The following is a 24,921-nucleotide window of genomic DNA, read 5'->3' on the forward strand; positions in this document are numbered from 1 at the left end:
GAGCCAACGCAGCGCCCCCTCGGGCCCTCCATCCGTCGCGTCGCCATGAAGAAACTCGTCTACCGCTACACCCGGCACCTGCGCTTCCGGCTCCGCATGGAGCGCCACTGGCGGCATTTCCAGGAGGCGATGAGCGCGGACCCGCTGCCCACCGTGCGCGCCGACCTGCAGGCGCTCGTCGATGCGCCGCCGACGCGCATCGGCTCCAAGGGCCAGCCCGACATGGCGGGGCTCAAGCGCGAGCGCGCGCGGCGCATCGTCGCCGAGCTGCAGGCGCAGCCGGGGCGCGTCAGCGCGACGGCGCTCGCGACGGCGCGCGAGCTCGCCGCGCTCGACACGAGCGACCGCACCGCGCACCGCGTCCACCTCGCGCTGTTCTGCGTCGCGCACGCCGGGATGCTCGCCGCGCTGCGCGGCCACCTGCGCCGCTACGTGGTCGCGCACATCAGCTGCGCGCCGCGGCTCGACCGCGCCGCCGCCTCCTGCGCGAGCTTCGCGCCGCTGGCCGGGGCCGAGCTGAGCCAGCTGTCGGTGGTCGGCAGCGGCTTCGGCGAGTTCTTCGAGTTCGATGCCGCGCGGCAGCTGCTGACGGTGCCGGCGAGCGACGCCTACGAGCACCTGCCGAGCAAGGTGGCGGCGGCCTGGTTCGCGCTGTCGCTGGTCGAGGGCGTCGAGGCGGTGCTGAAGGTGGACGACGACCACCGGCTGCGCGACGGCGCGGCGCTGATGCGCGGCTTCCGCTCGCTCGACCGCGGCTCGCGGGCCGAGCAGCTCGGCCACCTGTACTTCTCGGACTACCTCGGCGCGCACAACCGCGCCTGGCACATCGGCAAGAGCAGCGACCCGGCGGTCAACGGCGCGCCCTACGGCTATCCCGGCGCGCGCCAGTGGGCCACCGGCCACACCGGCTACTTCCTGAACCGCCCGGCGCTGCGCCTCGCCGGCTGGGGCTACACCTACTTCCGCGAGCACTTCCGCACCGGCCTCTACGAGGACATGGTGCTGTCGGACCTGATCGAGCGCCTCGGCGGGCGGCTGCGCCACGCCGAGATGATGCGGCTGCTGTCGGCGGAGGCGGCCTACTGAAGGGGCGGCCGCCCCGCCCTGCCCCGCTCCTCAGCCGCGGCCGATGCCGTGGTACTCGATGCCGAGCGTGCGCATCAGCTCCGGCTCGTAGAGGTTGCGGCCGTCGAACACCGCGTGGTCGGCGAGCGCGTCGCGGATCGCGTCGAAGTCCGGCGTGCGGAACTCCTTCCACTCGGTGACGATCACCAGCGCGCAGGCGCCCTCGAGCGCCTCGCGCGCCGATTCCGCGAGGGCCACGCCGGGCACGCCGGCGAGCACGCGCCGCGCCTCGTCGGCGGCCACCGGGTCGTAGGCCTGCACCTTGGCGCCGCGCGCGACGAGCTCGGAGATCAGCACGCGGCTGGGCGCATCGCGCATGTCGTCGGTGTTGGGCTTGAAGGCCAGGCCCCACAGCGCGAAGGTCCTGCCCGCGAGGTCCTCGCCGTAGCGCGCGACGATCTTCCTCACCAGCACCTGCTTCTGCTGCTCGTTGACCTCCTCCACCGCCTGCAGCAGCGCGAGCGGCTCGCCGGCCTCGGCCGCGGTGCGGATCAGCGCCTTGACGTCCTTCGGGAAACAGGAGCCGCCGTAGCCGCAGCCGGCGTAGAGGAAGCTCGTGCCGATGCGCGGGTCGCTGCCGATGCCCTGGCGCACCAGCTCGATGTCGGCGCCGAGCTTCTCGGCCACGCGCGAGAGCTCGTTCATGAAGCTGATGCGCGTGGCGAGCATCGCGTTGGCGGCGTACTTCGTGAACTCGGCGCTGCGCATGTCCATCACCATCATGCGCTCGCGGTTGCGGATGAAGGGCGCGTAGAGCGCGCGCAGCAGCAGCACCGCGCGCTCGTCGTCGGCGCCGACCACGACGCGGTCGGGGCGCATGAAGTCGGCCACCGCGGCGCCCTCCTTCAGGAACTCTGGATTGGAGGCGACCGCGAAGTCGAGCTTCACGCCGCGCTTGTCGAGCTCCTCGCGCACCGCCGCCTGCACGCGGTCGCCGGTGCCCACCGGCACCGTGCTCTTGTCGACGATCACCTTGAAGTCGGTCATCAGCCGGCCGATGTTGCGCGCCGCCGCCAGCACGTACTTCAGGTCGGCCGAGCCGTCCTCGTCCGGCGGCGTGCCGACCGCGATGAACTGGATCGTGCCGTGCGCGACCGCAGCCTCGACGCTGGTGGTGAACTCGAGCCGGCCGCCCGCGACGTTGCGCTGCACCACCTCGAGCAGCCCGGGCTCGTGGATCGGCAGGCTGCCCTCCTTGAGCACGCGGATCTTCTCGGGGTCGAGGTCCAGGCACATCACGTGGTTGCCCATCTCGGAGAGACAGGCGCCGGTGACGAGGCCGACATAGCCGGTGCCGACGACGGTGACTTTCATGGTTGGTTTCCTTCGGGGTCTTGCAAGGGGTCAGGCACGCGGCGGCGTGCGGCGGCCGCGCAGCAGGCTCGGCAGCATGCGCGCGACGAACAGGCTGTTGGTGACGAGGTAGCGCTTCCACAGCCGGCGCGGCTCGCTCAGCAGGCGGTAGAACCACTCCAGGCCGTGGCGCTGCATCCAGGGCGGCGCGCGGCGCACGGTGCCGGCGTGGTAGTCGAAGGCGGCGCCGACGCCGACCATCACGGCCCGCACGCGGCCGCGGTGCGCCGCCATCCACTTCTCCTGCTTCGGGCAGCCGATGCCGACGAACACCACCGCGGCGCCCGAGGCGTTGAGCTGCTCGGTGTCGGCGCGGTCCTCGGCCTCGGTGAGCGCGCGGAAGGGCGGCGAGATCAGCGCGCCGATCCGCAGCCGCGGAAAGACCCGCAGCAGCGATTCTCGCAGCCGCGCGAGCGTCTCGGGCGTGCCGCCGTAGAAGGCGACCCCCTGGCCGAGCCGCTCGGCCTCGCGCAGGTAGCGCCACATCAGGTCCGGGCCGTTGATGCGCTCCTGCGTCGCGTGGCCGAAGCGCCGCAGCGCCCAGGCCACCGGCGCGCCGTCGGCGGTGGCGAGGTCGGCCTCGTTGACGACGCGGCCGAACTCCGGGTCCTGCGTCGCGGTGACGACCGAGTGCACGTTGCAGATGCAGACATAGCGCGACTCGCGCCGCGCGCCCCACTCGATCAGGCGCGCGACCGCGCCGTCCCAGGGCAGCGCGTCGATGAAGGCGCCGAGCACCGGCGCGCCGCGGCGGCGGCCGTCGCGGCGCTCGCGCTGCCTGCGCTCCGGGCCGCCCCAGGGCCGCGACTCGCGCCGCCGCTCAGGCTGCGAGCGGAAGGTCTGCGATCGCATCACGGTAGATCTCCAGCAGTTGCTCCAGGTTGCGCGCCGGCGTGTAGCGCGCCTCGTACTCGGCGCGCGCGGCGCGCCCCATCCGCTTCATCGCCTCGGGGTGCTCGTCGGCCCAGGCGAGCTTGCTCGCGAGGTCGCTCGGCTGCCCCGGGTCGAACAGCAGCCCGGTGCGCCCGTCCCGCACGATCTCGGCGAGCGCGCCGATGCGGCTCGCGATCACCGGCAGGCCGCAGGCGAAGGCCTCGACGATCGTGCGCGGGAAGTTCTCGTACCAGAGGCTCGGCACGACCAGGTAGAGCGCGCGCTGCATGCGCTCCATGACCTCGGCGGGCGGGCGAAAGCCCAGCCAGTGCGGACCGAAGGCGGCCCTCGCCTGCGGCGCGAGCTTGCCGTCGCCGACCACGGTCAGCGCCACCCGCGGCAGCTCGGCCGCCGCGTCGGCGAGCACGCCCAGGCCCTTCTCCGGCGACAGCCGCCCGACGAACAGCCCGCCCTCGCGGTGCTCCCACTGCGGCCGCGCGTCGAGCGCGACGAAGTTGGGCTTGACGCGGATGCGCCCGGGGGGCAGCCCGCCCTGCACGAACTTGTCGCGGCAGAAGTTGTTCAGCGCGATGTAGCGCGCCACCTTGTGCGCCCAGGTGCCGGCGGCGCGGTGCAGCACGACGCTGCTGCCGAGCACCGCGCTCTGCGCCACCGAGCCGCGGTAGCAGCCGCGCAGCACGCCGCGCCACGGCACGTTGCCGAGGCAGTCCTCGCAGACGCGCCCCTCGCGCAGGAACATCGCCTGCGGGCACAGCAGCCGGAAGTTGTGCAGCGTCTGCACCACCGGCACGCGCGCCGCGTCGGCGGCCCAGTAGAGCGAGGGCGAGATCAGCGGGAAGGTGTTGTGCGCGTGCACGACGTCGGGGCGGAACTCCTCGAGCAGACGGCGCAGCTCCTCGCTGGTGCGGCGCGACCACAGCGTCTGCACCGCCAGCGTCACGCGCCCCTGCCCCGCGACCTCGTCGTTGTGGCGGCCGAACACGCGCACCTCGTGGCCGCCCGCGCGCAGCAGCTCGATCTCGGCCTCCGCGACCGCATCCTCGCCGCCACGCTTCTGGTAGGCGTTGTGAGCGACGACGATCCTCATCGGCGCAGCTCCTTCAGGCAGCGCTCGATGCCCTCGCAGAAGCGCTGGCTCATGTTCTCGATCGTGTAGCGCGCCGCGCTCGCGCGCGCGCCGGCGCGCAGCGCCTCGGCCCGCTGCGGCTGCGCGAGCAGCGCGGCGACGCCGTCGACGTAGGCGTCGAGGCGGTCGGGCGTCATCAGCCCGTTGCGGCCCGACTCGAGGTAGGCGATCTCGGGCGAGTGCAGCCGGCAGTCGGTGGTCACGAGCGGCAGCCCGGCGACGAAGGCGTCGAGCAGCCCGAGGCCGACGAGGCCGGGGTTGAGCATCACGTCCGAGACCGCGAGCAGTTCCATCTTGTCCCGGGCGTGGCGGGGCCCGAGCACGCGGATCCACGGGTGGGCGCGCGCCGCCGCCTCGACGAGGCCGCGGTCCGGGCCGTCGCCGGCCACGAGCAGCGTGAAGCCGGGAAAGCGCGCGCGCAGCCGCAGCGCGGCCTCGACGAGGAAGCCCAGGCGCTTGTCGGCGTAGAGCGAGCCGACGAAGACGCCCACCGGCCCCGCGCCGGGCGCGAGCTCGCGGCGCACGCGCTCGCGGTCGGCCGCGGTGATCGCCGCATGCAGCCGGCGCAGCTCCGCGGTGTCGACCGCGTTGTCGAGCACCGTGATGCGCTCCTCGGGGAAGCCCTCGGCGCGCACCAGCTCGCGACTCAGGCCGGTGTAGGCGAACCACCAGTCCACCCGCGTCGTGGTCCAGCGCTTGAAGCGCTCCCTGAGGCCCTCGGGGGAGTCGCTCTGCAGGTTGCGCCCGTGGCCCCAGAAGGCGAGCCGGCGCGGGCGCTCGAGCGTCATCGACACCAGGTTGTAGGCGAGCTTGTTCTCCTGCGTGACGATCACCAGCTCGCACGCCCGGGTGAGCGCGCCGAAGTCCTGCCAGCACAGCCGCCCGCCGGCGAGGTAGCGCGTCGCGCAGCGCTCGGCCCAGGGCAGCTCGCCGCCGTCGCGCTTGCGCGCCTCCTCGGGAGTCGGGTCGCCGTGCAGCACGCGCAGCCGGATGCCGCGGCGCGCCAGGCGCTCGCGCATCTGCTCGAACAGCGGCAGCCGGTAGCCCGTCATGCGCCGCTGCACGATCGCGACCTCGGCCATCAGCCCTCCCCCCAGCGCACCGACCAGCGCCCGAGATCGGCGTAGACGCGCGACCAGCGCGCGACGAAGGCCTCGCGCGAATAGCGCCGCACCGACTCGCATGCGCCCTGCGCGAGCGCCGGCAGCCGCTCGCGGCCGAGGATGGCCTCGGCGAGCGCGCTGCCGACGGCGCCCGCGTTGCGCTCGACCAGCCAGCCGTTGACGCCCGGGCGCACGAACTCCTCGGCGCCGTAGAGGCCCTGGCTCGTGAGCACCGGCAGGCCGGCTGCCGCCGCCTGCAGGATCGCGAGCGAGAAGACCTCGTAGGCCGACGGGAAGGCGAACACGTCCGCGCACCACAGCCACGGCCGCACGTCCTGCTGCAGCCCGGCGAAGCGCACCGCGCCGTCCAGGCCGAGCGCCTCGGCACGGCGCGAGAACTCCTCGATCTCGTCCGGCCCGCCGCCGATCACCAGCACCTGCGCCTGCGCGCGCAGCGCCTCGGGCAGGCCGGCGAGGCCCTCGAGCACCAGCGGCAGGCCCTTCCTCGCGAAGTCGCCGAGCGCCATGAAGGCGAACACCAGCGCGTCCTCGCGCAGGCCGGCATCGAGGCGCTGCGCGGCGCGGTCGAATCCGGCCGGCATCGCGAAGTGATCGGCGTCGACCGGGTTCGGGATCGTCACGAGCCGCGCCGAGGTGCCCGGGTACTCGCGCGCCAGCTCGCGCGCCAGCCCCAGCGACGGCACGACGATGCGCGACGCGCGCGCCAGCGCCCGGCGCTCGAAGAAGGCGTTGAAGGCGTGGTTGCACCAGCGCGCCGCGCGGCGCAGGCCGCGCACCGGCGAGCTCTTCCACGGCCCCTTTAGGTAGGCGCGGTGGCAGAAGTGGGCGTAGACGACGTCGGCGCGCGCGAACTGGCCCTGCGTGGTCTGCACCCAGTCGGCGCGGTGGCCGCGCAGCCGCCAGAAGCCGTAGAGGAAGGGGGCGGCCGCCTGGAACAGCAGGTAGCGCAGCAGGACCGGGCCGCGCGGCAGCGGCACGCGCACCCATTCCACGCCGGGCTCGCCCGCGAGCTCGCAGCGGTCGGAGAACACCGTGACGCGGTGCCGGGCGGCCAGGCCCGCGACCTGCGCCATCACGCAGCTGCCCGCCGGGCTGCGCGCGCTCACCGCCTGGTCGAACACCGCGACGCGCGGGCCCTGCGGCACGGCCGCCGCGGCGCGGGGGGCGGTGGGGGGGCTCAGGGGCTTCATGCCGAGCGCGCCACCAGCACGACGCCGGCGACGATCATCGCGGTGCCGAGCACCCGCGGCGCGGTCAGCGCCTCGCCGAAGACCAGGAAGCCCAGCGCCATCGTCACGACGAAGCCGAGCCCGGCGAAGGGATAGGCGGCGCTGACCTCCATGCGCGCGAGCACGCCGAGCCAGGCCAGCGCGCCGAGCCCGTACATCGCCATGCCGCCGAGCAGCACCGGGTTGCTGCCGAAGGCCCACAGCGTGGCGGCGAAGCTCTCGAAGGGGCCGCGCATGCCGGGGCGGGACATGCCGAGCTTGAGCACCACCTGCGCCAGCGACGAGAGCATCACGCTCGCACAGATCAACATCAGGGCCTTGCCATTCATCGTCGGGACCTCCCGGGTCTTTCTCTCGGTTTCAGGAGCCGCGCGGCGCGTCCACGTGGCGCACCGCCAGCGGCGTGTCGGGGGGGAAGACGGCGGCCAGCCGCACGCGCAGCGGCCGCCCGCGCACCTCGACCTCCATGCGCCCGTCCTGCCAGCGCCAGTCGACGCGCGCGCCGCGCACGTGGATGCCACCTGCGGCGAGCGGCTGGTCCAGCCAGGAGCGCGGCACGCCGGCGCCGATCAGCACGCCCTCCTCGTCGTCCTCGCGGGTCAGCATGTCGAGCTGCAGCGCCAGCAGCTCGGCCGCGGTGCGGTAGTGCGGCGTGACGTGCGGCGGCTCGACCCAGCCGCGCACCGCCTGCCAGCCGTTGGCGCCCTGCGGTTCGCCCTCGCCGTCCCACCAGCTGTAGGCGCCGGGCGCGACCTGCAGCGCCCACAGCCGCCGCAGCGTCGCGAGCGCCGGCGCCGGCTCGCCGAGCAGCAGCCACTGGTGCGCGAGCGCGATGTCGAGATGCGGTTGGCGCGGCGGCGGCCCGTCGCCGCCCGCATCGGGCAAGCCGCGTGCCTTCAGGCGCTCGGCGAACTCCGCCCGGGCCTCGTCCGCGACGACGCGCGCCGGCCACAGCGCGCTCGCCTGCGTGCGCACGTCGCGCAGGTCGCCGCCGGCGGCGCGGCTGGCGGACCACAGGGCCGCGGCGTGGCGCGCGCCGTCGAGCCCCTGGGCCACCGCGCCGGCGCGCAGCCAGCGGCCCAGCTCGGCGAGGCCGGGCTGGCCGGCGCCGGGGGCCTTCATCCGCTCGTTCCAGTCGGCGCGCAGCCGCCCGGCGGCCTCGCTCCAGCGCGCGGCCTCGGCCTCGTGGCCGAGCCGGCGCGCGAGCGCGGCGGCGTCGGCGAGCCCGCGGAAGGCCAGCGCGCCGAGGTAGAGCCGCGGCACCCCGCCCTCGACGCGGCCGGCGACGAGGCCCTGCTGCGCGGGCAGGCACAGCAGCCGCGCCTCGGCGGCGCGCACGCGGCGCGCGGCGATCGGGCCCTGCGGCTCGGCCAGCAGCGCCGAGCCCGCCCCGACGCAGTCGAGCAGCCACCCGGCCTTGCGCCGCACATGCGGCCACAGCTCGCGGTCGAAGTCCGCATCCGCCACCCGGGTCGCCACCTCCTCCAGCGCCCACAGCGCCAGGCCCGGCGCGTCGGCCTCGCTGCCCTGCGCGCCGAAGAAGTCGCGCTCGGCAAGGTCGGCGGCGAGGCGCCGCGCGAGCGCGAGGTTGCCCGCGCGCGCCAGCGCCGCGACGACGAAGGCGCCCTCGCGCAGCGAGGCGCCGGCGTGGTGCAGCGGGTCGCCGGGCCGGGTCTCGCGGCCCTCGAGCGACATCGCCAGGTGCTGCACCTGCGCGGCGACGCTCGCGGCGAAGTCCTGGTCGGGCAGGCGCAACACCGGCACGCGGGCCGCCAGGTCCTCCGCCGGCACCGGCGGCAGCAGCCGCCGCACCCGCACGCGCACCGTCCCCGCGTTGGGCGGCAGCACCGCGCGCGCATGGCCCCAGCCTGCGGCGCTCTCGATCCCGGGCCCGTCCGAGCCGGCGCGCAAGCCCTGCTGCTCGTCGCCGAGCCCCCACGCGGCGCCGGCCGGCAGATCGAGCGCCCAGCGGCCGTTGACGCGCAGCGTGCGGCCGCTCGCCTCCAGCCGGTGCACCGGGCCGCCGGCGGGCCCCACCGAGCGCAGCACCAGCTCCAGCCGCTGGCCCGGCTGCAGCGGCGCGGGGCGCAGCTCGAGCAGCCAGTCGCCGCCGGGCTGCTGCTGCCAGCGCCCGGCGTACAGCGGCGTCTCGAAGTCCGCGCCCGGCCAGCGTCCCGCCTCGAGCCGCAGGCGCTGCAGGGTGCGGCCGAGCGGGATGGCCTCGGCCGGCTGCAGCAGCGTGCCGTCCTCGTCGGTGAGCCAGAAGGACAGCCCGAAGGAGCCCACCCAGGGCGAGAAGGCGCCGGCCGGCTCGAGGTAGGCCTTGCTCGCCAGGGGGGCGCCCGGCGCGCCGAGCAGCAGGTGCGCCTGCCCGCGCGGCCAGGGCCCGAGCGGGCGGCGCGCGATCTCCTCCAGCAGAGCGGTGCGCGTCGAGCCCTGCGCCGCGGCATGCTCGAGGCTCGCGGCGAGCACGCGGCTGTTGTGCAGGCCGGCGAGCACCACGAGCGCGAGCGCGGCGAGCAGCAGGCCGCGGCGCATCGCCGCCCACTCGAAGGCGAAGGAGGCGAGCAGCACCAGCAGCGGCAGCACCTGCGGCGCGTGCAGGAAGGTCTCCTCGCCGCGCAGCAGCTGCAGCAGGCCCTGGCCGGCGAGGCCGCCGACGAGCACGAGCTTGACGGCGCGCGGCACCGGGCTGCGGCGCAGCGCGATCGCCCCGAGCGCCAGCAGCACGGCCCACAGCAGCAGCGCCGGCGCGCCGAGCGGCGAGCCGCTGCCCGGCAGCGCATGCTGCATGCTCAGGCCCTGCCAGTAGGGATTGGCACCCGCCGGCCGCGGCTGCGGCGCGAGCAGCGGGTCGAGCACCAGGCCCTTGGCGACCGAGAGCGGCCCCGCGCCCTCGACGAAGGGCGTGCCGCGCCCCGCTTGCGCCACGTCCGGCTCGGCGGGAGAGCCAGCGCGCTGCAACTGCAGACCCCCCAGCGCCAGCGCCAGCACCAGCGCGAGCGCGCCGGCCAGCGCGGCCAGCGCCAGCGGCAGGCGCAGCCGCGCGAAGCCGAGCAGTGCCGCGAGCAGCGCGTTGGCCGCCTCGACCGACAGCACCGCGGCGCCGAGCAGGCCCTGGCGCAGCGCCTCACTGCGCGGCGAGGCCAGGGGCGGCCCGGCCGCGACGAACAGCACCAGCAGGACGGTGAAGGCGCCGAGCGGCGCCGCCGACGGCACGGTGTGGAAGAACAGCCAGGCGGCCGAGGCCGGCATCAGCAGGCAGGCGAGCGCCGCCTCGGCGACGTCGCGGCCGAGCCGCCGCAGCGTCAGGAACATCAGCGCCACGGTGCCGGCGGCAGTCGCGCCCGAGCCCAGCGCGACGGCGGTGCGCGCGTCGATCGACAGCAGCGCCTGCAGCAGCCCGACCAGCGGCTGCACCAGCAGCGGCAGCGCCGGCTGCAGTTGACGCGGGGCCACGTCCGGGTCGCTCAGCTCGAGGAGCGCGCGCAGCGGCTCGGTGCCGAACCAGCCGCCCCCGGCCTCGGTGCCGGGACGCAGCGTCTCGGGCGCGAACAGGCGCGTCGGCGCCTGCTCGCCGAGCGCGAAGGCGGTGGCGAAGGCCAGCAGCGCCAGCACCAGGCAGACCACCGAGGCCGCGGACGAGGCCTCCCAGGCGGCTGCCGGGCGCGCGGCGCTGCGGGGCAACTCCAGACTCACCGGTTCCTGCATCGCCACCGCGCGGCGAGCCGCTGCACCGCCCGCGACGACGCGCGCACGGACGGGCCGCCACCGGTCTGGGGCAAGGCTTCGGCACCGACGGGCCGCACGACATGAACGCCCTGCCGTGCCGAGGGCGTGTTCCCAGGCAAGTCACTCATGGGTTTCTCCTGCGGGGCAGTCTAGGGAGCGCTTTCCTTGCCGGTCCCCCTCTAGCCGGGGGGCGGTCACCCCCCGTTCACATTTGCAAACCCTGCGTGCGCGTGCGGCGCGACATGATCTGCGGCGGTATCCGCGCCCTCGACGGCGGGCGCCTCCCGGCCGCGCCCGCCCTGCGCGTGCAGTCCGTTCCCCGGCCGGCGAAGGAGGCGCGGAGCGTGAGTCGATGGAGTGCGCTGCGGTGCGGCCGCGCGCTGCTGCTGGGCCTGGCGCTGCTGGCCGGCATCGCGCGGCCGGCCGCCGCGCTGGTCGAGCTGCCGGCGAGCTCGGGCGCGGCGGCCGGCGGCGGGCGCGAGCGCGCGATGGCGGCGGCCCGCCCGCTCGAGCTGCCCGGGCCGCGCATCAACGCCTGGGGGCAGCCCGCGCCGCGCCACGAGTTCGAGACGCTGCGCGCTGAAGGCGGCTCGACGCCGCGCCACCGGTTGCGCATCGTCGAACGCGCCCGCGGCAGCGACGCGCACCTGTTCTGGCCGCTGCCCTTCCGCAAGGGCCGGGCCTACCAGGCCGAGCTGACGCTGAGCGCCGCCGCGCCGGTGGACGTGGAGGTGATGCTGCGGCGCGACGAGCCGCCCTGGGACCCGTACGCGATCCGCACGCTGCGCCTCGGGCGCACGCCGCAGACGGTGCGGCTCGAGGGCTGGGCGCTGTCGGACGCGCCGGCCTCGCTGCGCGTCGCCGTGCTCGGCGAGGGCGTGGACGTGTTCGCCGGGCGGCCCGCGGTGCGCGAGACGCCGGGCGGCGCCTTCGGCCCGGCGCTGACGCAGCCGGTGCCCGATGCCTTCTTCGGCGTGCACCTGATGCGGCTCGGCCAGCACCTGAACTGGCCGGACTTCGATCCCGGCTTCGTGCGGCTGTGGGACACGCGCACCACCTGGAAGGACCTGCAGCCCGAGCCCGGCGGCTGGAACTTCGGCAACGCCGCGTGGCGGCGGCTCGACCTGTACGTGAACCACGTGCGGCGCGTGGGCCGCGCCGCGCAGCCGCTCCTCGTGCTCGGCCAGACGCCGCGCTGGGCCTCGACCGAGCCGGATTCGCACAGCCCCTACGGCCGCGGCCACGCGGCGCCGCCGCGCGACACCGAGGACTGGCGCCGCTACGTGCGCACGCTCGCGCGGCGCTACGCCGGCCGCATCCGCCACTGGGAGCTGTGGAACGAGCCCGACCACTCGATCTTCTACCGCGGCTCGGTGGAGCGCATGGTCGAGCTCGCCCGCGTCGCGCGCGAGGAGCTGAAGGCGGCGGACCCGGCCAACGTGCTCGTCTCGCCGGGGCTGACGATGGGCCAGGGGCTGCGCTGGCTGCACCGCTTCCTCGCCGCCGGGGGCGGGCGCCACGTCGACGTGATCGCCTTCCACTGGTACTACGACAGCGCGCCGGAGTCGCTGCTGCCGGCGATCGCGAACGTGCGGCAGCTGATGCGGCAGCACGGCGTCGCGGACAAGCCGCTGTGGAACACCGAGGGCGGTCTGGTGTGCAACAAGCGGCTGCGCGACTGCTCGCCGATGCGGCTGGGCGAGGACGAGCAGCTCGGCCTGCACGCGCGCGCGATGCTGCTGATGTGGTCCGCGGGCGTCGCCCGGTTCGACTACTACTTCTGGGAAGGGCGCTGGCCCGGCGAGGCACTGCTGGAGGGGGACTTCCGCACGCCCACGCTCGCCGGCCGCGGCCGCGCCGAGGCGGTGCGCTGGATGCGAGGCGCGCGCGTGCTCGACGCCTTCCACGTCGGCGAGCGGGTCTGGGTGCTGCGCATGCAGCGCGGCGAGCGGCGTTTCTCGATCGTCTGGGCCACCGAGCCCACCGAGGTGCGGCTGCCGAGGGAATGGGGCAGCACCCGGCTGCGCCGCCTCGACGGCCGCGCGGCGCGGCTGGAGGGAGGCCGCGTCGTCGTGACCGAGGCACCGATGCTGCTTCAGTAGCGCCCCCGCCGCGGCCTGCCCGGCCCGGTCGCCGCAAGGCGCACCGGGCTTTTCTTCTGGCCGCCACCCCTCTCGCCGAAGCAGCGGGACGCCTGAACGGCCGAAAACTTTCAATTTCTCACGGAAACGCCCGGCAAGTGCCTGAAGCGGCTTCAGTGGGACGCCGCCCCATCCGATAGCCCGGCATCGCCAAGGCGCCCAGCGCTCAGGCTGCCTGCCTGACAACGCCTGCGGGGAATCCACGGCCGTGCGCGGCCGCGATGAAGCGATCCCCTTTTGCAGCCCGCCCCGATCCGTCGAGCCCGCCCTTGCGCGCGGCCAGGACCGGCGCGGGCCGTCGAAGAACACCCCGATCAGGACGTTTCATGAGCAAGTCCCTTCCGAACTGGGCTTTGTGCCTGTCCCTCGTGCTGCTGTCGGCCTGCGGCGGCGGCAGCGATCCCCTCGCCCCGCTACGCGAGCCGAACCCTCCCGTCGCCGGCGATCCGAGCGGCGGCATGGGCGCCGACCTGCCGGCCGAAGCGAGCGACGAACCGCTCGTCGATGCGGCCGACCTGCCCGGCGCCGAGGCGGTCTACCCCCCGCCCTCCGAACAGATCAAGAACACCGTCGTCGTCGCCGAGGGCACGTTGCTGACCCGCTCCGACTTCGAGGGCAGCTACACCAGCACCGCGCCGGGCTGGCGCGTGAACTACTGGGGCAGCGTGAGGTTCGAGACCGCGCGCGAGACGCGCGCCACCCACGTCCACAGCGGCGCCTCCGCGCAGCGCTTCCGCGTCGTCGAGCGCGCCTCGGGCGCCGACGCCCACCTGATCTATCCCTACGGCTTCGTCAACGGCCGCAGCTACCGCGTCGCGCTCTACCTGCGCACCGACACCGCGGCCGAGGTCGAGGTGCAGCTGCGCCGCGACGCCCATCCCTGGGACGTCTTCGCGCGCCAGGTCGTGAAGCTCGGCAGCGGCTGGACCCGCGTCGAGCTCGGTGGCACGTTCCGCTGGAGCGATCCCGGCTCGATCCGCATCGTCTCGCGCACGCCGGGCGCCGCCTTCTACATCGACGACATGTCGCTCGCCGAGGTCGTGCCGGCGACGACCACCACCACCACCACCAGCCCCACGCCATCCACCACGCCGACCACCGAGCCGACGAGCCCGGGCACGGCCACCGAGCCGGCGCCGACGGAGCCGGTCGTCAGCGGCGGCCTGACGCTGCCGGCCGCCGGCAACCCCGCGGTGTCGGTGACGACGCTGCTGCGCTCGACGATGGAGGGCAGCTACGCCAGCACCGCGCCCGGCTGGCGCGCCAACTACTGGGGCACCCCCACCCCCACCTTCGAGCTCTCGCGCGAGAGCCGCGCCGGCTACGTGCAGGAAGGCAGCTCCTCGCAGCGCTTCCGCATGGTGACGAAGGGCGGCGGCGACGTGCACCTCTACCACTCCTACGCCTTCGTGAAGGGCCGCACCTACCGCGCCACCGCCTGGCTGCGCTCGGACGTCCCGGCGCGCGTCACCTTCTTCATGCGCCGCGACGCGCATCCCTGGGACGCCTTCGCCACGCGCACGCTCGAGCTCGGCCCCGGCTGGCAGAAAGTCGAGATCCAGGGCGCCTACATGGCCGACGTCGGCGGCTCGCTGCGCCTGCAGTCGCATACGCCGGGCGCCAATGTCTGGATGGACGACGTGACGCTCGCGCAGGTCGACCACAACGACCTCGCGCCCTTCAGCACCGAGACGCTGCCCGACACGCTGTTCGGCATGCACGTCAACAAGTTCGGCTCGCACCAGAACTGGCCCGGGCTCGGCCAGCGCGTGCTGCGCCTGCACAACACCGGCACGCACTGGAGGAACGTCGAGCCCGCCAACAACGCCTGGGACTGGCGGCGCCTGGACCTGCTGGTGGACTACGCGCGCCGCAACGACCCGAACGGCACCATCCTCTACACGATGGGCATGACGCCGCAATGGGCCTCGAGCAACCCGACCCAGGGCTCGATGTACGGCGCGGGCGCCGCAGCCGCCCCGGCGAACATGGAGGACTGGCGCGACTACGTGCGCACGATCGCGCGCCGCTACGCCGGCCACATCCGCCACTGGGAGCTGTGGAACGAGCCCGACTACAAGGGCCACTGGACCGGCTCGATCGACCAGATGCTGACGATGACGCGCATCGCGCACGAGGAGCTCAAGGCCGCCGATCCCGCCAACGTGCTGGTCTCGCCGGGCCTCACCGCCAGCCAGGGCGCGGCCTTCCTCGACAACTTCCTGAGCGGCGGCGGCGGCCGGCACGTGGACGCGATCGGCTTCCACTGGTACTACGACGTGCGACCGGAGGCGCTCGCGACGAAGATCGAGAACGTGCGCCAGATCATGCGCAACCACGGCGTGGGCGAGCGCCCGCTGTGGAACACCGAGGGCGCGCCGCTGTGCAACGCGGAGTGGCAGACCTGCAGCACCTGGGTGCCAACGCTCGAGGAGCAGCGCTCGGTCAACGCGCGCGCGCTGCTGACAATGGCGGCCAAGGGCGTGGCGAACTTCAACTTCTACTTCTGGGAGGACACCGTCGCGATCAAGCGGCTGGTGCAGTCGGACTGGCTCACGCCGACGCCGGCGGCCGAGGCCTACGCCGAGGCGATCCGCTGGATGAAGGGCGCCCGCGTCACCGATGCCTTCCGCGTCGACGACAACGTGCATGTGTTCCGCATGAACCGCGGCAGCGAGACCTACACGGTGCTGTGGGCCGCGCGGGGCGCCACGCTCGTGAACCTGCCCGCCGCCTGGGGCGCGAGCCGGCTGCGCGCGCTCGACGGCAGCGAGACGGCGCTGCCGGCCAGCCGCCAGATCTCGATCGGGCTGGAGCCGGTGCTGCTGAAGTAGCGCCCCCACCGCCCTGCCACGAGGACGGCCTCACGGCAAGCCGTGCCGTCCTCGTCGCATGAGGGGTTGCACGGTGGTAGTGTGTGGCCTTGAGCACGCTCACGAGGAGCGCCGGGCAGGAGCAGGAGGAGTGGCAGGCATGCGAGAAGACGTGGAGCAGGGTCCGCGACCCCCGGTGACCGACGCGCCGTGGCGGCCGGTTCCATGGCCGCCGCTCGAGGCGCTGGAGTGCCATGTCGGCAGCTGCTCGACCGCGCTGGAGCGCGAGGTGCTGGTGCGGGAACTGCGGCGCCGCGAGACCTGGCAGGCGCTGCTGGCCGAGTCGGCCGCGGCGATGCTGCAGGCACGCGAGGCGCAGCCGCTCGCCGCCGAACTGTTCGAGCGCGTCGGCCCGGCACTGGGCGCCGACCTGTTCTTCAACTACCGCCTCGACGACAGCGCCGGCATGCCCGTGCTGGTGCTCGAGGCCGCGGGCGGTCTCGACGAGGCGCTGCGCGAGGCCTGCACGCGGCTTGCGCTCGGCGAGGCGCTGTGCGGAAGCTGCGCGCTGCTGCGCGTGCCGGTCTGCCTGGACGACGTGCAGCACAGCGCGGATCCGCGCGCCGCCCTCGTGCGCGGCTTCGGCGTGCGCGCCTATGCCTGCCATCCGCTGCTCGCCGGCGGGGAGCTGCTCGGCACGCTGAGCTTCGCGTCGCGCCTCAAGGACCGCTTCGCGCCCGACGAGCTGGCCTTCATTGCCGCGCTCAGCCACCACGTCGCGCTCGCCCACCAGCGCCTGCGCGCCGAGCGCGCGCTGCGCGACAGCGAGGAGCGCTTCCGCGCCACCTTCGACAACGCGGCGGTCGGCATCGCCCATGTCGCGCCCGACGGGCGCTGGCTGCGCGTCAACGACCGGCTCTGCGCGATCCTGCGCCGCACCCGCGAGGAACTGCTGCACAACTCCTTCGCCGATCTCACCCACCCCGAGGACATCGAGCCCGACTGGGCGCAGGCGCGGGGGCTGCTCGCCGGCGAGATCCCCCGCTATGCGATGGAGAAGCGCTACCTGCTCCCCGACGGCTCGACCCTGCCGGCGAACCTGACCGTCTCGCTGGTGCGTCGCGGCGACGGCACGCCGGATTACTTCATCTCGGTGGTCGAGGACATCCGCCACCGCAAGCAGGCCGAGTCGGCGCTCGACCGCCGCGAGCGCGAGCTGCGCAGCCTCGCCGACAACTCCCCGGACGTGCTGCTGCGCTTCGACCGTGCGCTGCGCCACGTCTTCGTCAATGCCGCCATCGTGCACGTGACGGGCCGCCCGCGCGAGCGGTTCATCGGCCGCACCCACCGCGAGCTCGGCCTGCCGGAGGCGTCCTGCGCGATGTGGGAGGAGGCGATCCGGCAGGTGTTCGAGACCGGCGCGCCCGAGACGCTCGAGTTCATCGCCACCTCCACCGATCCCGACGCGCCCCGCCGCCGCTTCAGCGCGCGGCTCGTGGCCGAGCGCGGCGCCGGCGGCGAGGTCGAGCATGTGCTCGGCATCGCGCACGACGTCACCGAGCGCTGGCGCATCGAGCAGGAGCGCGAGCAGCTGCTCGGCGCCGAGCGGGCCGCGCGCGCCGAGGTCGAGCGCGCCGCGCGCCTGAAGGACGAGTTCCTCGCCACGCTCAGCCACGAGCTGCGCACGCCGCTCAACGCGATCGTCGGCTGGGCCCACGTGCTGCAGCGCGCGGGCAGCGACAACCCGCTGATCCGCCAGGGCCTGGAGGTGATCGCGCGCAACGCGCAGGCGCAGGCGCAGCTGATCGCCGACCTGCTCGACATGAACCGCATCGTCGCGGGCAAGCTGAAGATGGAGCCCGCCCCGGTGGACATCGCGCGCGTCGCCGCGGCGGCCGCGGACACGCTGCGGCCCACCGCCGACAGCAAGGGCGTGGGGCTCGCGCTGCGGCTCGACGAGACGCTGCCGACGCTGCGCGGCGACGCCGCGCGGCTGCAGCAGGTGCTGTGGAACCTGCTGAGCAACGCGATCAAGTTCACGCCCTCCGGCGGCAGCGTGACGCTGACGGCCGAGGCGGTGCCCGAGGGCGTGCGCGTGTGCGTCGAGGACAGCGGCGAGGGGATCGATCCGGCCTTCCTGCCCCACCTGTTCGAGCGCTTCCGCCAGGCCGACGGCTCGATCGCGCGCCGCCACGGCGGGCTGGGCCTGGGGCTGTCGATCGCGCGGCAGCTCGTCGAGCTGCACGGCGGGCGCATCACTGCCCACAGCGAAGGCAGCGGCCGCGGCTCGCGCTTCGAGATCCTGCTGCCGGTGGCGGCGGCCGTGGCCCCGGCTGCGGCGTCGGCCGGCATCGAGCCCGGCGCGCGCCTCGCGGCAGCGGCCGCCCGGCGTACCGTGCCGCGGCCCGAGGCGGAGCCCTACGTCGACCTGCAGGGCGTGCGCGTGCTGCTGGTGGACGACCAGCCCGACGCGCTCGAGCTCGGGCGCCGCCTGCTCGGCGAGTGCGGAGCCGTCGTGGACACCGCGGCGAGCGGCAGCGCCGCGCTCGAGCGGCTGAGGCAGGCGCGGCCGCACGTGCTGCTCAGCGACATCGGCATGCCCGGCATGGACGGCTACGAGCTGGTGCGGCAGGTGCGCGGCCCGCTCGGGCTGGACGCCGCGGCCCTGCCGGCGATCGCGCTCACCGCCTTCACGCGCCCCGAGGACCGCGAGCGCGCGCTGGCCGCCGGCTTCCAGGCGCACCTGAGCAAGCCGCTGCAGACCTCGGCGCTGATCGCCGCGGTGCAGCGCTTCGCCGGCAGCGCCTCGGCCTGAATTCGGCCCCTTTGCGCAAGCGGCCCGGTTCCTCGCGGCCGCGCCCGCCGCGGCCCTCCTTCATTCAGGCCGGCGGCGTCCAGGGCCGCGCCGCCAGCGGCGGCCTGGTCCGCGGCGGGAGCCGTGCCGGCGGGGCGCCGGCCGACGCGGCATCGAGCTCGCGCCGCGCCGCCTGCGCCGACAGGCACAGCGCGAAGATGAAGAAGGGATAGATCAGCGTGTTGTCGGTCAGCAGCGTGACGTTGGCGTAGAACCAGAAGAAGCGCAGCGTCAGCGAGCGGCTGCGGTAGGCCATCCAGAAGAAGGCGACGAAGGCGATGCCGCCGTACTCGACGAGGATCTTCATCACGTCCGCGTGCAGGTTGGCCTTGCCCTGCCAGTCGTAGCCGCCCTTCATCAGCTCGTAGGCCCAGCCCGCGCCGCCGCCGAGCACCGCGTAGCGGCCGAGGTGCGCGGTGAGCTCGTCCACGACGAAGCCGTAGAGCGCCTGCCGGCCCATGCCGGCCTGGTTCGCACTCTGGCCGAGATACTGGTGGATCAGGAAGTCGAACTCGCCGCGCGTGTACAGCACCGCCAGCCACACCGCCGCCGCGTTGAACAGCACCATCGGCAGCGGCCGCAGCAGCAGGTCGGCGAGGCGGCGCGGCATCATTATCAGCACCAGCGTCAGCACCACCCCGATCAGCGCGATGCGCTTGAGCGTGAACACCGTTATCACGATCGCGAGCAGCAGCTCCTTCCAGCGCCGCGTCAGGCCCGCCCAGATTGCGAGCATGCCGAAGACGAAGCAGAACGGGGACTCGAAGGTCGACTCGGAGTTCATGAAGTCGATGCGCACCTCGCCGAGGCTGCTGCGCCCGATCGCGATCATCAGCCCGGTGCCGAGCAGCGCGAACACGAAGACGCGCCACCAGGTGACCGGGTAGCGGCTGCCGAGCGCGAAGGGCATCACGCCGATCAGCATCAGGTAGAGGTCCTGCCAGCCGGCGAGCGTCGCCAGCGGCGCGGTCGCGACGCCGACCGCCATCAGCACCAGGAAGGGCCAGGTGATCTCCGGCAGCGCGAAGCGCCGCAGCGCGAGGCAGACCACCACGCCGATCGCGGGGATCGCGTAGTAGAAGAGCTTGAAGGGGTTGACGATCAGGCCGAGCCAGATCATCGCCATGCAGTACCAGACATAGGCCGACTCGATCGTGAGGGCCTCCGAGGCCGGTCGCCGCAGCGGCACGACGCCGGGGACCGGGACCGGTCGCGGCGCGGGAAGCCGCAGTGCGGGAAGACGCAGCGCGGGCAGGCGGGGCAGTTTCATCCTCATCCGGTGGGCTCTGCGCCGCGCTCAGGACGCCGGGGTGCCGGGCGAGGCGGGCCGGCCGCCCTCCTCGCGCAGCCATTCGACCAGCGGCTCGACGGTGCGCCGCCACTGCAGCCGCTCCACGGTGCGCATCACCTCGCTGCGCCGGTAGCGGTCGCGCTCGCCGGTGAAGCGCTGCAGCGCGCGCGCGATCGCGTCCGCGCTCGGCTCGTCGATGAAGGCCCCGTTGCCCGAGTGCACCACCTCGGTGAAGCCGCCGACGCGCGTCGCGAGCACCGGCACGCCCTGCGCGAGCGACAGCATCAGCACGCCGCTCTGGTCGATGTGCCGGTAGGGCAGCACCGTGCAGTCGGCGGCGGCGAACACCCGCGCGACGGTGTCCTCGTCGACGAAGCCGTCGAGCCAGATCACGCGCCCCTCGCGCACCAGCGCCTCGAGCCGCGCGCGCATCGCCCGCCCGTAGTCGTCACCCGAGCAGCGGCCGGCGACGAGCAGCGTGAAGTGCGGCACCTGCGGCAGCGCGTCGAGCAGCAGGTCCAGCCCCTTGAACTGCGAGACATGGCCGAAGAAGAGCCCGGTGCAGCGCTGCGGCGGGATGCCGAGTTGCTGGCGCGCCTGCTCGCGGCCGATCGCGAGCCGGTCGACCGCGTCGTTGAGGCCGTGCTCCATCAGCACGATGCGGCCGGGCGGGATGCCGAAGCGCTCGACGAGCGCGCGGCGCGTCGCCTCGGTGTGCACGACGAGCCGGTGCGGGATGCGGTAGATCAGCCAGTAGGTGGCGCGCATCAGCACGGTGTGGCGGTCGTGCGGCAGGATGTTGTGCACGGTGAGCGTGAGCCGCCTCACCGTCAGGCGCAGCAGCAGGCCCTCGACGATGCCGAGCAGCCACTCGGGGCGCAGCATGCCGATGACCATGAAGGTGCAGCGCCGCAGCCGCCAGGCCTGCAGCAGCAGCCGCAGGTGGTAGCGGCCCATGTCGGCGAGCTTGCGCCAGCGGCTGCGCCCCGGGTCCTGCGAGCCGCGGATGTTCAGCAGCGTCACGCCGGGGCTGAGCCGGGAGGCCAGCGTGGTGGACGAGCCCAGCAGCGTCACCGGCACCCGGTTGTAGGCCAGCCCGTTGGCGAAGCCGAGCTCGTAGTGGGCCTGGAAGCCGTGCGAGACCAGCACCACCGGGCCGGCCGCGTCGGCGCGCAGCGGCTCGCGCCCGGGCCGCGCCGGCGGCGGCGAGGGATGCTCGGCGGAGCGGCGCTCGAGCAGCGCGGCGCCGGCCGGCGCGGTGCGGCTCGGCGGCACGCCGATGACGGGAAGCTCAAGGCTCATGGTGTGTCCATCCCAGCGGGCGCCCGCCGCAGGGCGGCCGGCGCTGTTTCGGCAAGGCCGGGACGCGCGCTGCGGCGCCGCGCGCCCGGTCGCAGCACGAGCAGCAAACGGGAGACCATGCCGCCCCGACCGCGCCCCGCGACACGCCGCCACCCGCTCGCCCGCCGGAAGGCGAGCGCACGGGGCGGCGGAAACTGCAAGTCGTGCATGTCGAAAATGTTCGGGCGGCTCGCGGCGTCCATGGCAGGCAGCGCGGGGCCTTCCCTTCGCCTCAGGACAGGAAGGCCCGGTAGGCGGCGCGCACGCCCTCTTCCAGTCCGGTGCGGGCCTGCCAGCCCAGGGCCTTCAGGCGGCTGACGTCGAGCAGCTTGCGCGGCGTGCCGTCGGGCTTCGTCGCATCGAACACGATGCGCCCCTCGAAGCCCACCACGCGCATCACCGTCTCGGCCAGCTCGCGGATCGTCACGTCCTGCCCGGTGCCGATATTCACCAGATCCCCGTCGTAGCCGCGCTCCATCAGGTGCACGCAGGCGTCGGCGAGGTCGTCCACGTAGAGGAACTCGCGCCGCGGGCTGCCGGTGCCCCAGACCACGTACTCGGTGTCGCCGCGCAGCTTCGCCTCGTGCGCCTTGCGGATCAGCGCCGGCAGCACGTGGCTGCTCTCGAGGTCGTAGTTGTCGTTGGGCCCGTAGAGGTTGGTCGGCATCACGCTCACGTACTGCCGCCCGTGCTGGCGCCTGTAGCTCTCGCAGAGCTTGATGCCGGCGATCTTGGCGATCGCGTAGGGCTCGTTGGTGGGCTCGAGCGGGCCGGTGAGCAGGTACTCCTCGCGGATCGGCTGCGGGCAGTCGCGCGGGTAGATGCACGAGGAGCCGAGGAACATCAGCCGCTGCACGCCGGCGAGGTGCGCGCCGTGGATCAGGTTGGCCTCGATGACGAGGTTCTCGTAGATGAAGTCGGCGCGGCGGAGGTTGTTGGCCTGGATGCCGCCGACCTTCGCCGCGGCGATGAAGACGTAGTCGGGCTTTTCCTGCTGCAGGAAGTCGTGCACCCCGCGCTGCTCGAGCAGGTCGAGCTCGGCGCGGCTGCGCGTGATCAGGTTCGTGTAGCCGCCGGCCTGCAGCCGGCGCACGAGCGCGGAGCCGACCATGCCGCGGTGGCCGGCGACGTAGATGCGCGCGTTGCGGTCCATGGCCGGCCTCATTCGTGGTGGTCGTAGGCGGTGAAGCCGGCGAGCCGCACGATCGAGTCGCGCCGTGCGGTGGCGTAGTCGCACTCGACCATCTCGCGCACCAGCTCCTCGAAGCTCGTGCGCGGCGTCCAGCCCAGCTTCTCCTTGGCCTTGGCCGGGTCGCCGAGCAGCGTCTCGACCTCGGCCGGGCGGAAGTAGCGCGGGTCCACGCGCACGATCACGTCGCCGACCTTGCACTTGGCGCGCGGGCCCTCGACCTTCGCGACGATGCCGACCTCGCGCTCGCCCTCGCCCTCGAAGGCCACCGTGATGCCGAGCTCGGCCGCGGCGCGCTCGACGAAATGGCGCACGCTGTGCTGGCGCCCGGTGGCGATCACGAAGTCCTCGGCCTGCTGCTGCTGCAGCATCAGCCACTGCATCTCGATGTAGTCCCGCGCATGGCCCCAGTCGCGCAGGGCCGACAGGTTGCCGAGGTAGAGGCAGTCCTGCAGCCCGAGCGCGATGCGCGCGACGGCGCGCGTGATCTTGCGCGTCACGAAGGTCTCGCCGCGCAGCGGGCTCTCGTGGTTGAACAGGATGCCGTTGCAGGCGTACATGCCGTAGGCCTCGCGGTAGTTCACCGTGATCCAGTAGGCGTAGAGCTTGGCCACCGCGTAGGGGCTCCTCGGGTAGAAGGGCGTGGTCTCCTTCTGCGGCGTCTGCTGCACCAGGCCGTAGAGCTCGGAGGTGCTGGCCTGGTAGAAGCGCGTCTTCTTCTCCAGCCCGAGGATGCGGATGGCTTCCAGCAGCCGCAGCGCGCCGATGCCGTCGGCGTTGGCGGTGTACTCCGGCTCCTCGAAGCTGACCGCGACGTGGCTCTGGGCCGCGAGGTTGTAGATCTCGTCGGGCTGCACCTTCTGCACGACGCGGATCAGGCTGGTCGAGTCGGTCAGGTCGCCGTAGTGCAGCACGAAGTTGCGGTGCTCGACGTGCGGGTCCTGGTAGAGGTGGTCGATGCGGTCGGTGTTGAACAGGCTGCTGCGGCGCTTGATGCCGTGCACCTCGTAGCCCTTCTTCAGCAGGAACTCGGCGAGGTAGGCGCCGTCCTGGCCGGTGACGCCGGTGATCAGTGCGATTCTGGAACTCATGCGGGACTGCCTTGGGTAAGACATGAGGAGGAGCGGACCGGCCTCAGAGCGCGGACGCGGCGGCGCCGAGGATGCGTGTCTGGCGCGCCGGGTCGACGTGGGCAGCCAGTTCGCGCAGGAAGCGGTCCTGCACCTCCCAGGCGCGCCGCGAGTCCGTGTCGATGGTCGACGCGCGCACCAGCATGCCGTCCGGGATGCGGCCGGTCAGGCCGTAGGCAAGCTGCGCGAGCTTCTGCTGCGTGCGCGTCGCAGGCACCTTGTCGCCCACCACCATCCAGTAGGTCAGCGGCTCGACGCGCCCGCCCATGCGGGTGACGAGGCGCGTCACCGCGACGTTGCGTCCCGCGATCTCGAGCGCGTCGGCGCGCGTGCTCATCACCTGGAAGCCCTGCGCCGGGTAGCAGACCTCGGGCCGGTGCACCTGCATGCTGTCGGACTGGTCGCCGCCGTAGGCGACCGACAGCATCACGCGCTGGCCCTCGCCGTCGACGTAGGTGCGCGCGAGCACCTGGTTGTAGATCTTGTCGAGCACCGCCTGCTGGTCGGGCGGCGGCAGCACCACCGGCACGCTCTCGTCGATGCGCCAGCTGCCGAACTGCTTGGGGAACAGCGTCTCGAGCTCGACGCGCGGGCCGGACTCGGCGAGCCGCTGCGTGGGCTTGGCAAGCACCGCCATGCCGGCGGCGGCCAGCATCAGCGCCATCAGCAGCAGCGAGCGCAGCATCGCGGCGTTCATGCGCGCGTCCTCCCGGTGAGCCGGGCGCCGAGCCCGAGCAGCGAGTCGAGCCCTGTCAGCAGCGCGAGCGCGACGATGAAGAGCACCATGCCGGCGGCGCCGTGGATGAAGCCCTGGCCGGCCTCGTCGCCGTAGTGGTAGGTCACGAGCACCAGGATCATCACGCGCACGACGTTGGCGAAGAAGGCGATCGGCAGGATCGACAGCAGCAGCACCGCGTTGCGCCAGACCTGACGGTGGCGCACGAGGTAGAGGTAGAGCAGCCCGAGCGCCGACAGGCTGAACATGCTGTTGAGGCCCGAGCAGGCGTCGGCCACGAGCAGCTGGTACTGGCCGACGCTGAGGATCACACCGGTGCGCGCGACCGGGTAGCCGGCCCGGTAGAGGATCTCCTCGGCGATCGAGGACACCACCTGCTTGAGCGGGCCGGTCAGCGCGTCGATGATCGCCGCGGGCAGCGGCACCATGAAGACGAGGAAGAGCAGCGGGAAGGCGGCGCGCCGCACCAGCGCCCAGCCGAACAGCAGCGCCAGCGAGCCGGCCAGCAGCGGGATCATCGCGCCGACCTCGAACAGCAGGATGTCCTGCGAGCGGCCGAGCACGTACAGCAGCAGCCCGAAGCCGAGCACCGCCCAGCCGAGCGCGCCGGCGCGCGGCCCCACCGCGGCGACGAGGTCGGCACGCTGCTGCCACAGCAGCCAGGCCGTCACCGCGAGCACGATCGGCCCGTGGCCCTGCTCCTCGCTCTGCCAGACCGTCTGCGACAGCTCCCACAGCGTGGGCAGGAACAGCACCGCGAGCCCGAGCGCGGGCGGCGCCAGCAGCATCGACCACGAACGCGGCGGGGAGCGGTCGGCCATCGGTGCGGAGGTCGTCATGCGG

Annotated in this window: 17 protein-coding genes; 4 read left to right on the top strand and 13 right to left on the bottom strand. The window is 73.8% G+C overall.

All coding sequences use genetic code 11. The annotated features are described in order from the left end of the window. The first annotated feature begins 45 nt into the window (after positions 1 to 45). Entirely contained in the window at positions 46 to 1,086 is a 1,041-nt protein-coding gene (locus tag D3A59_RS13245) for a hypothetical protein (protein WP_119155415.1), read from the top strand. Positions 1,087 to 1,116: 30 nt separating this feature from the next. Here D3A59_RS13245 and D3A59_RS13250 read toward each other — a convergent pair whose 3' ends face one another. The 7 genes from D3A59_RS13250 to D3A59_RS13280 are packed head-to-tail and all read right to left on the bottom strand — an operon-like array spanning position 1,117 to position 10,550. Further along, complete coding sequence (locus D3A59_RS13250) at positions 1,117 to 2,439, bottom strand: UDP-glucose dehydrogenase family protein (protein WP_119155416.1); 1,323 nt, start codon at positions 2,437 to 2,439, stop codon at positions 1,117 to 1,119. A gap of 30 nt (positions 2,440 to 2,469) precedes the next feature. Continuing rightward, positions 2,470 to 3,330: a WecB/TagA/CpsF family glycosyltransferase gene (locus tag D3A59_RS13255; protein ID WP_119155417.1), complete on the bottom strand. Its 861-nt coding sequence runs from the start codon at positions 3,328 to 3,330 to the stop codon at positions 2,470 to 2,472. Continuing rightward, complete coding sequence (locus D3A59_RS13260; RefSeq protein WP_119155418.1) at positions 3,299 to 4,459, bottom strand: glycosyltransferase; 1,161 nt, start codon at positions 4,457 to 4,459, stop codon at positions 3,299 to 3,301. The genes D3A59_RS13255 and D3A59_RS13260 overlap by 32 nt, the downstream gene beginning before the upstream one ends. Next, complete coding sequence (locus D3A59_RS13265) at positions 4,456 to 5,580, bottom strand: glycosyltransferase family 4 protein (RefSeq protein WP_119155419.1); 1,125 nt, start codon at positions 5,578 to 5,580, stop codon at positions 4,456 to 4,458. Before D3A59_RS13265 ends, D3A59_RS13260 begins: the two co-directional genes overlap by 4 nt. Further along, positions 5,580 to 6,812 (bottom strand): glycosyltransferase family 4 protein, encoded by a 1,233-nt coding sequence (locus D3A59_RS13270; RefSeq protein ID WP_119155420.1) that lies wholly within the window; start codon positions 6,810 to 6,812, stop codon positions 5,580 to 5,582. The genes D3A59_RS13265 and D3A59_RS13270 overlap by 1 nt, the downstream gene beginning before the upstream one ends. Then, positions 6,809 to 7,180, bottom strand: coding sequence for a DMT family transporter (locus tag D3A59_RS13275; RefSeq protein WP_119155421.1), 372 nt, complete (start codon positions 7,178 to 7,180; stop codon positions 6,809 to 6,811). Before D3A59_RS13275 ends, D3A59_RS13270 begins: the two co-directional genes overlap by 4 nt. Positions 7,181 to 7,211: 31 nt before the next feature. Beyond that, positions 7,212 to 10,550, bottom strand: a complete 3,339-nt coding sequence (locus D3A59_RS13280) for a hypothetical protein (protein WP_157991526.1) — start codon at positions 10,548 to 10,550, stop codon at positions 7,212 to 7,214. A 377-nt stretch (positions 10,551 to 10,927) separates the two neighbouring features. On the opposite strand from D3A59_RS13280, the gene D3A59_RS13285 reads away from it, so the two are divergent. From D3A59_RS13285 to D3A59_RS13295, 3 genes are all read left to right on the top strand, one after another. Next, complete coding sequence (locus tag D3A59_RS13285; protein WP_157991527.1) at positions 10,928 to 12,685, top strand: GH39 family glycosyl hydrolase; 1,758 nt, start codon at positions 10,928 to 10,930, stop codon at positions 12,683 to 12,685. 365 nt (positions 12,686 to 13,050) lie between these two features. After that, positions 13,051 to 15,558 (top strand): GH39 family glycosyl hydrolase, encoded by a 2,508-nt coding sequence (locus D3A59_RS13290; protein ID WP_157991528.1) that lies wholly within the window; start codon positions 13,051 to 13,053, stop codon positions 15,556 to 15,558. 139 nt (positions 15,559 to 15,697) lie between these two features. Beyond that, on the top strand, positions 15,698 to 18,352 hold the full coding sequence (locus tag D3A59_RS13295) for a PAS domain S-box protein (RefSeq protein ID WP_170162346.1): 2,655 nt from the start codon (positions 15,698 to 15,700) through the stop codon (positions 18,350 to 18,352). Between the two features lie 64 nt (positions 18,353 to 18,416). On the opposite strand, the gene D3A59_RS13300 is transcribed toward D3A59_RS13295, so the two are convergent. The 6 genes from D3A59_RS13300 to xrtB form a co-directional block, all read right to left on the bottom strand. Beyond that, the gene (locus D3A59_RS13300; RefSeq protein WP_119155426.1) at positions 18,417 to 19,661 is read right to left on the bottom strand and encodes a hypothetical protein; all 1,245 of its coding nucleotides are present in this window, start codon (positions 19,659 to 19,661) and stop codon (positions 18,417 to 18,419) included. A gap of 27 nt (positions 19,662 to 19,688) precedes the next feature. Further along, on the bottom strand, positions 19,689 to 20,984 hold the full coding sequence (locus tag D3A59_RS13305; protein ID WP_119155427.1) for a glycosyltransferase: 1,296 nt from the start codon (positions 20,982 to 20,984) through the stop codon (positions 19,689 to 19,691). Between the two features lie 271 nt (positions 20,985 to 21,255). Next, a complete protein-coding gene (gene fcl, locus D3A59_RS13310; RefSeq protein WP_119155428.1) occupies positions 21,256 to 22,176 on the bottom strand; it encodes a GDP-L-fucose synthase in 921 nt (306 codons plus the stop codon). A gap of 8 nt (positions 22,177 to 22,184) precedes the next feature. After that, positions 22,185 to 23,303, bottom strand: a complete 1,119-nt coding sequence (gene gmd, locus D3A59_RS13315) for a GDP-mannose 4,6-dehydratase (RefSeq protein WP_119155429.1) — start codon at positions 23,301 to 23,303, stop codon at positions 22,185 to 22,187. Between the two features lie 43 nt (positions 23,304 to 23,346). Further along, positions 23,347 to 24,039, bottom strand: coding sequence for an exosortase-associated protein EpsI, B-type (gene epsI / locus D3A59_RS13320; protein ID WP_119155430.1), 693 nt, complete (start codon positions 24,037 to 24,039; stop codon positions 23,347 to 23,349). After that, complete coding sequence (gene xrtB / locus D3A59_RS13325) at positions 24,036 to 24,917, bottom strand: exosortase B (protein ID WP_119155431.1); 882 nt, start codon at positions 24,915 to 24,917, stop codon at positions 24,036 to 24,038. Before xrtB ends, epsI begins: the two co-directional genes overlap by 4 nt. Positions 24,918 to 24,921: the final 4 nt, after the last annotated feature.

Origin of the sequence: Caldimonas tepidiphila (assembly GCF_003569765.1) — a bacterium.
In the GTDB taxonomy this organism is placed as follows: domain Bacteria; phylum Pseudomonadota; class Gammaproteobacteria; order Burkholderiales; family Burkholderiaceae_C; genus Caldimonas; species Caldimonas tepidiphila.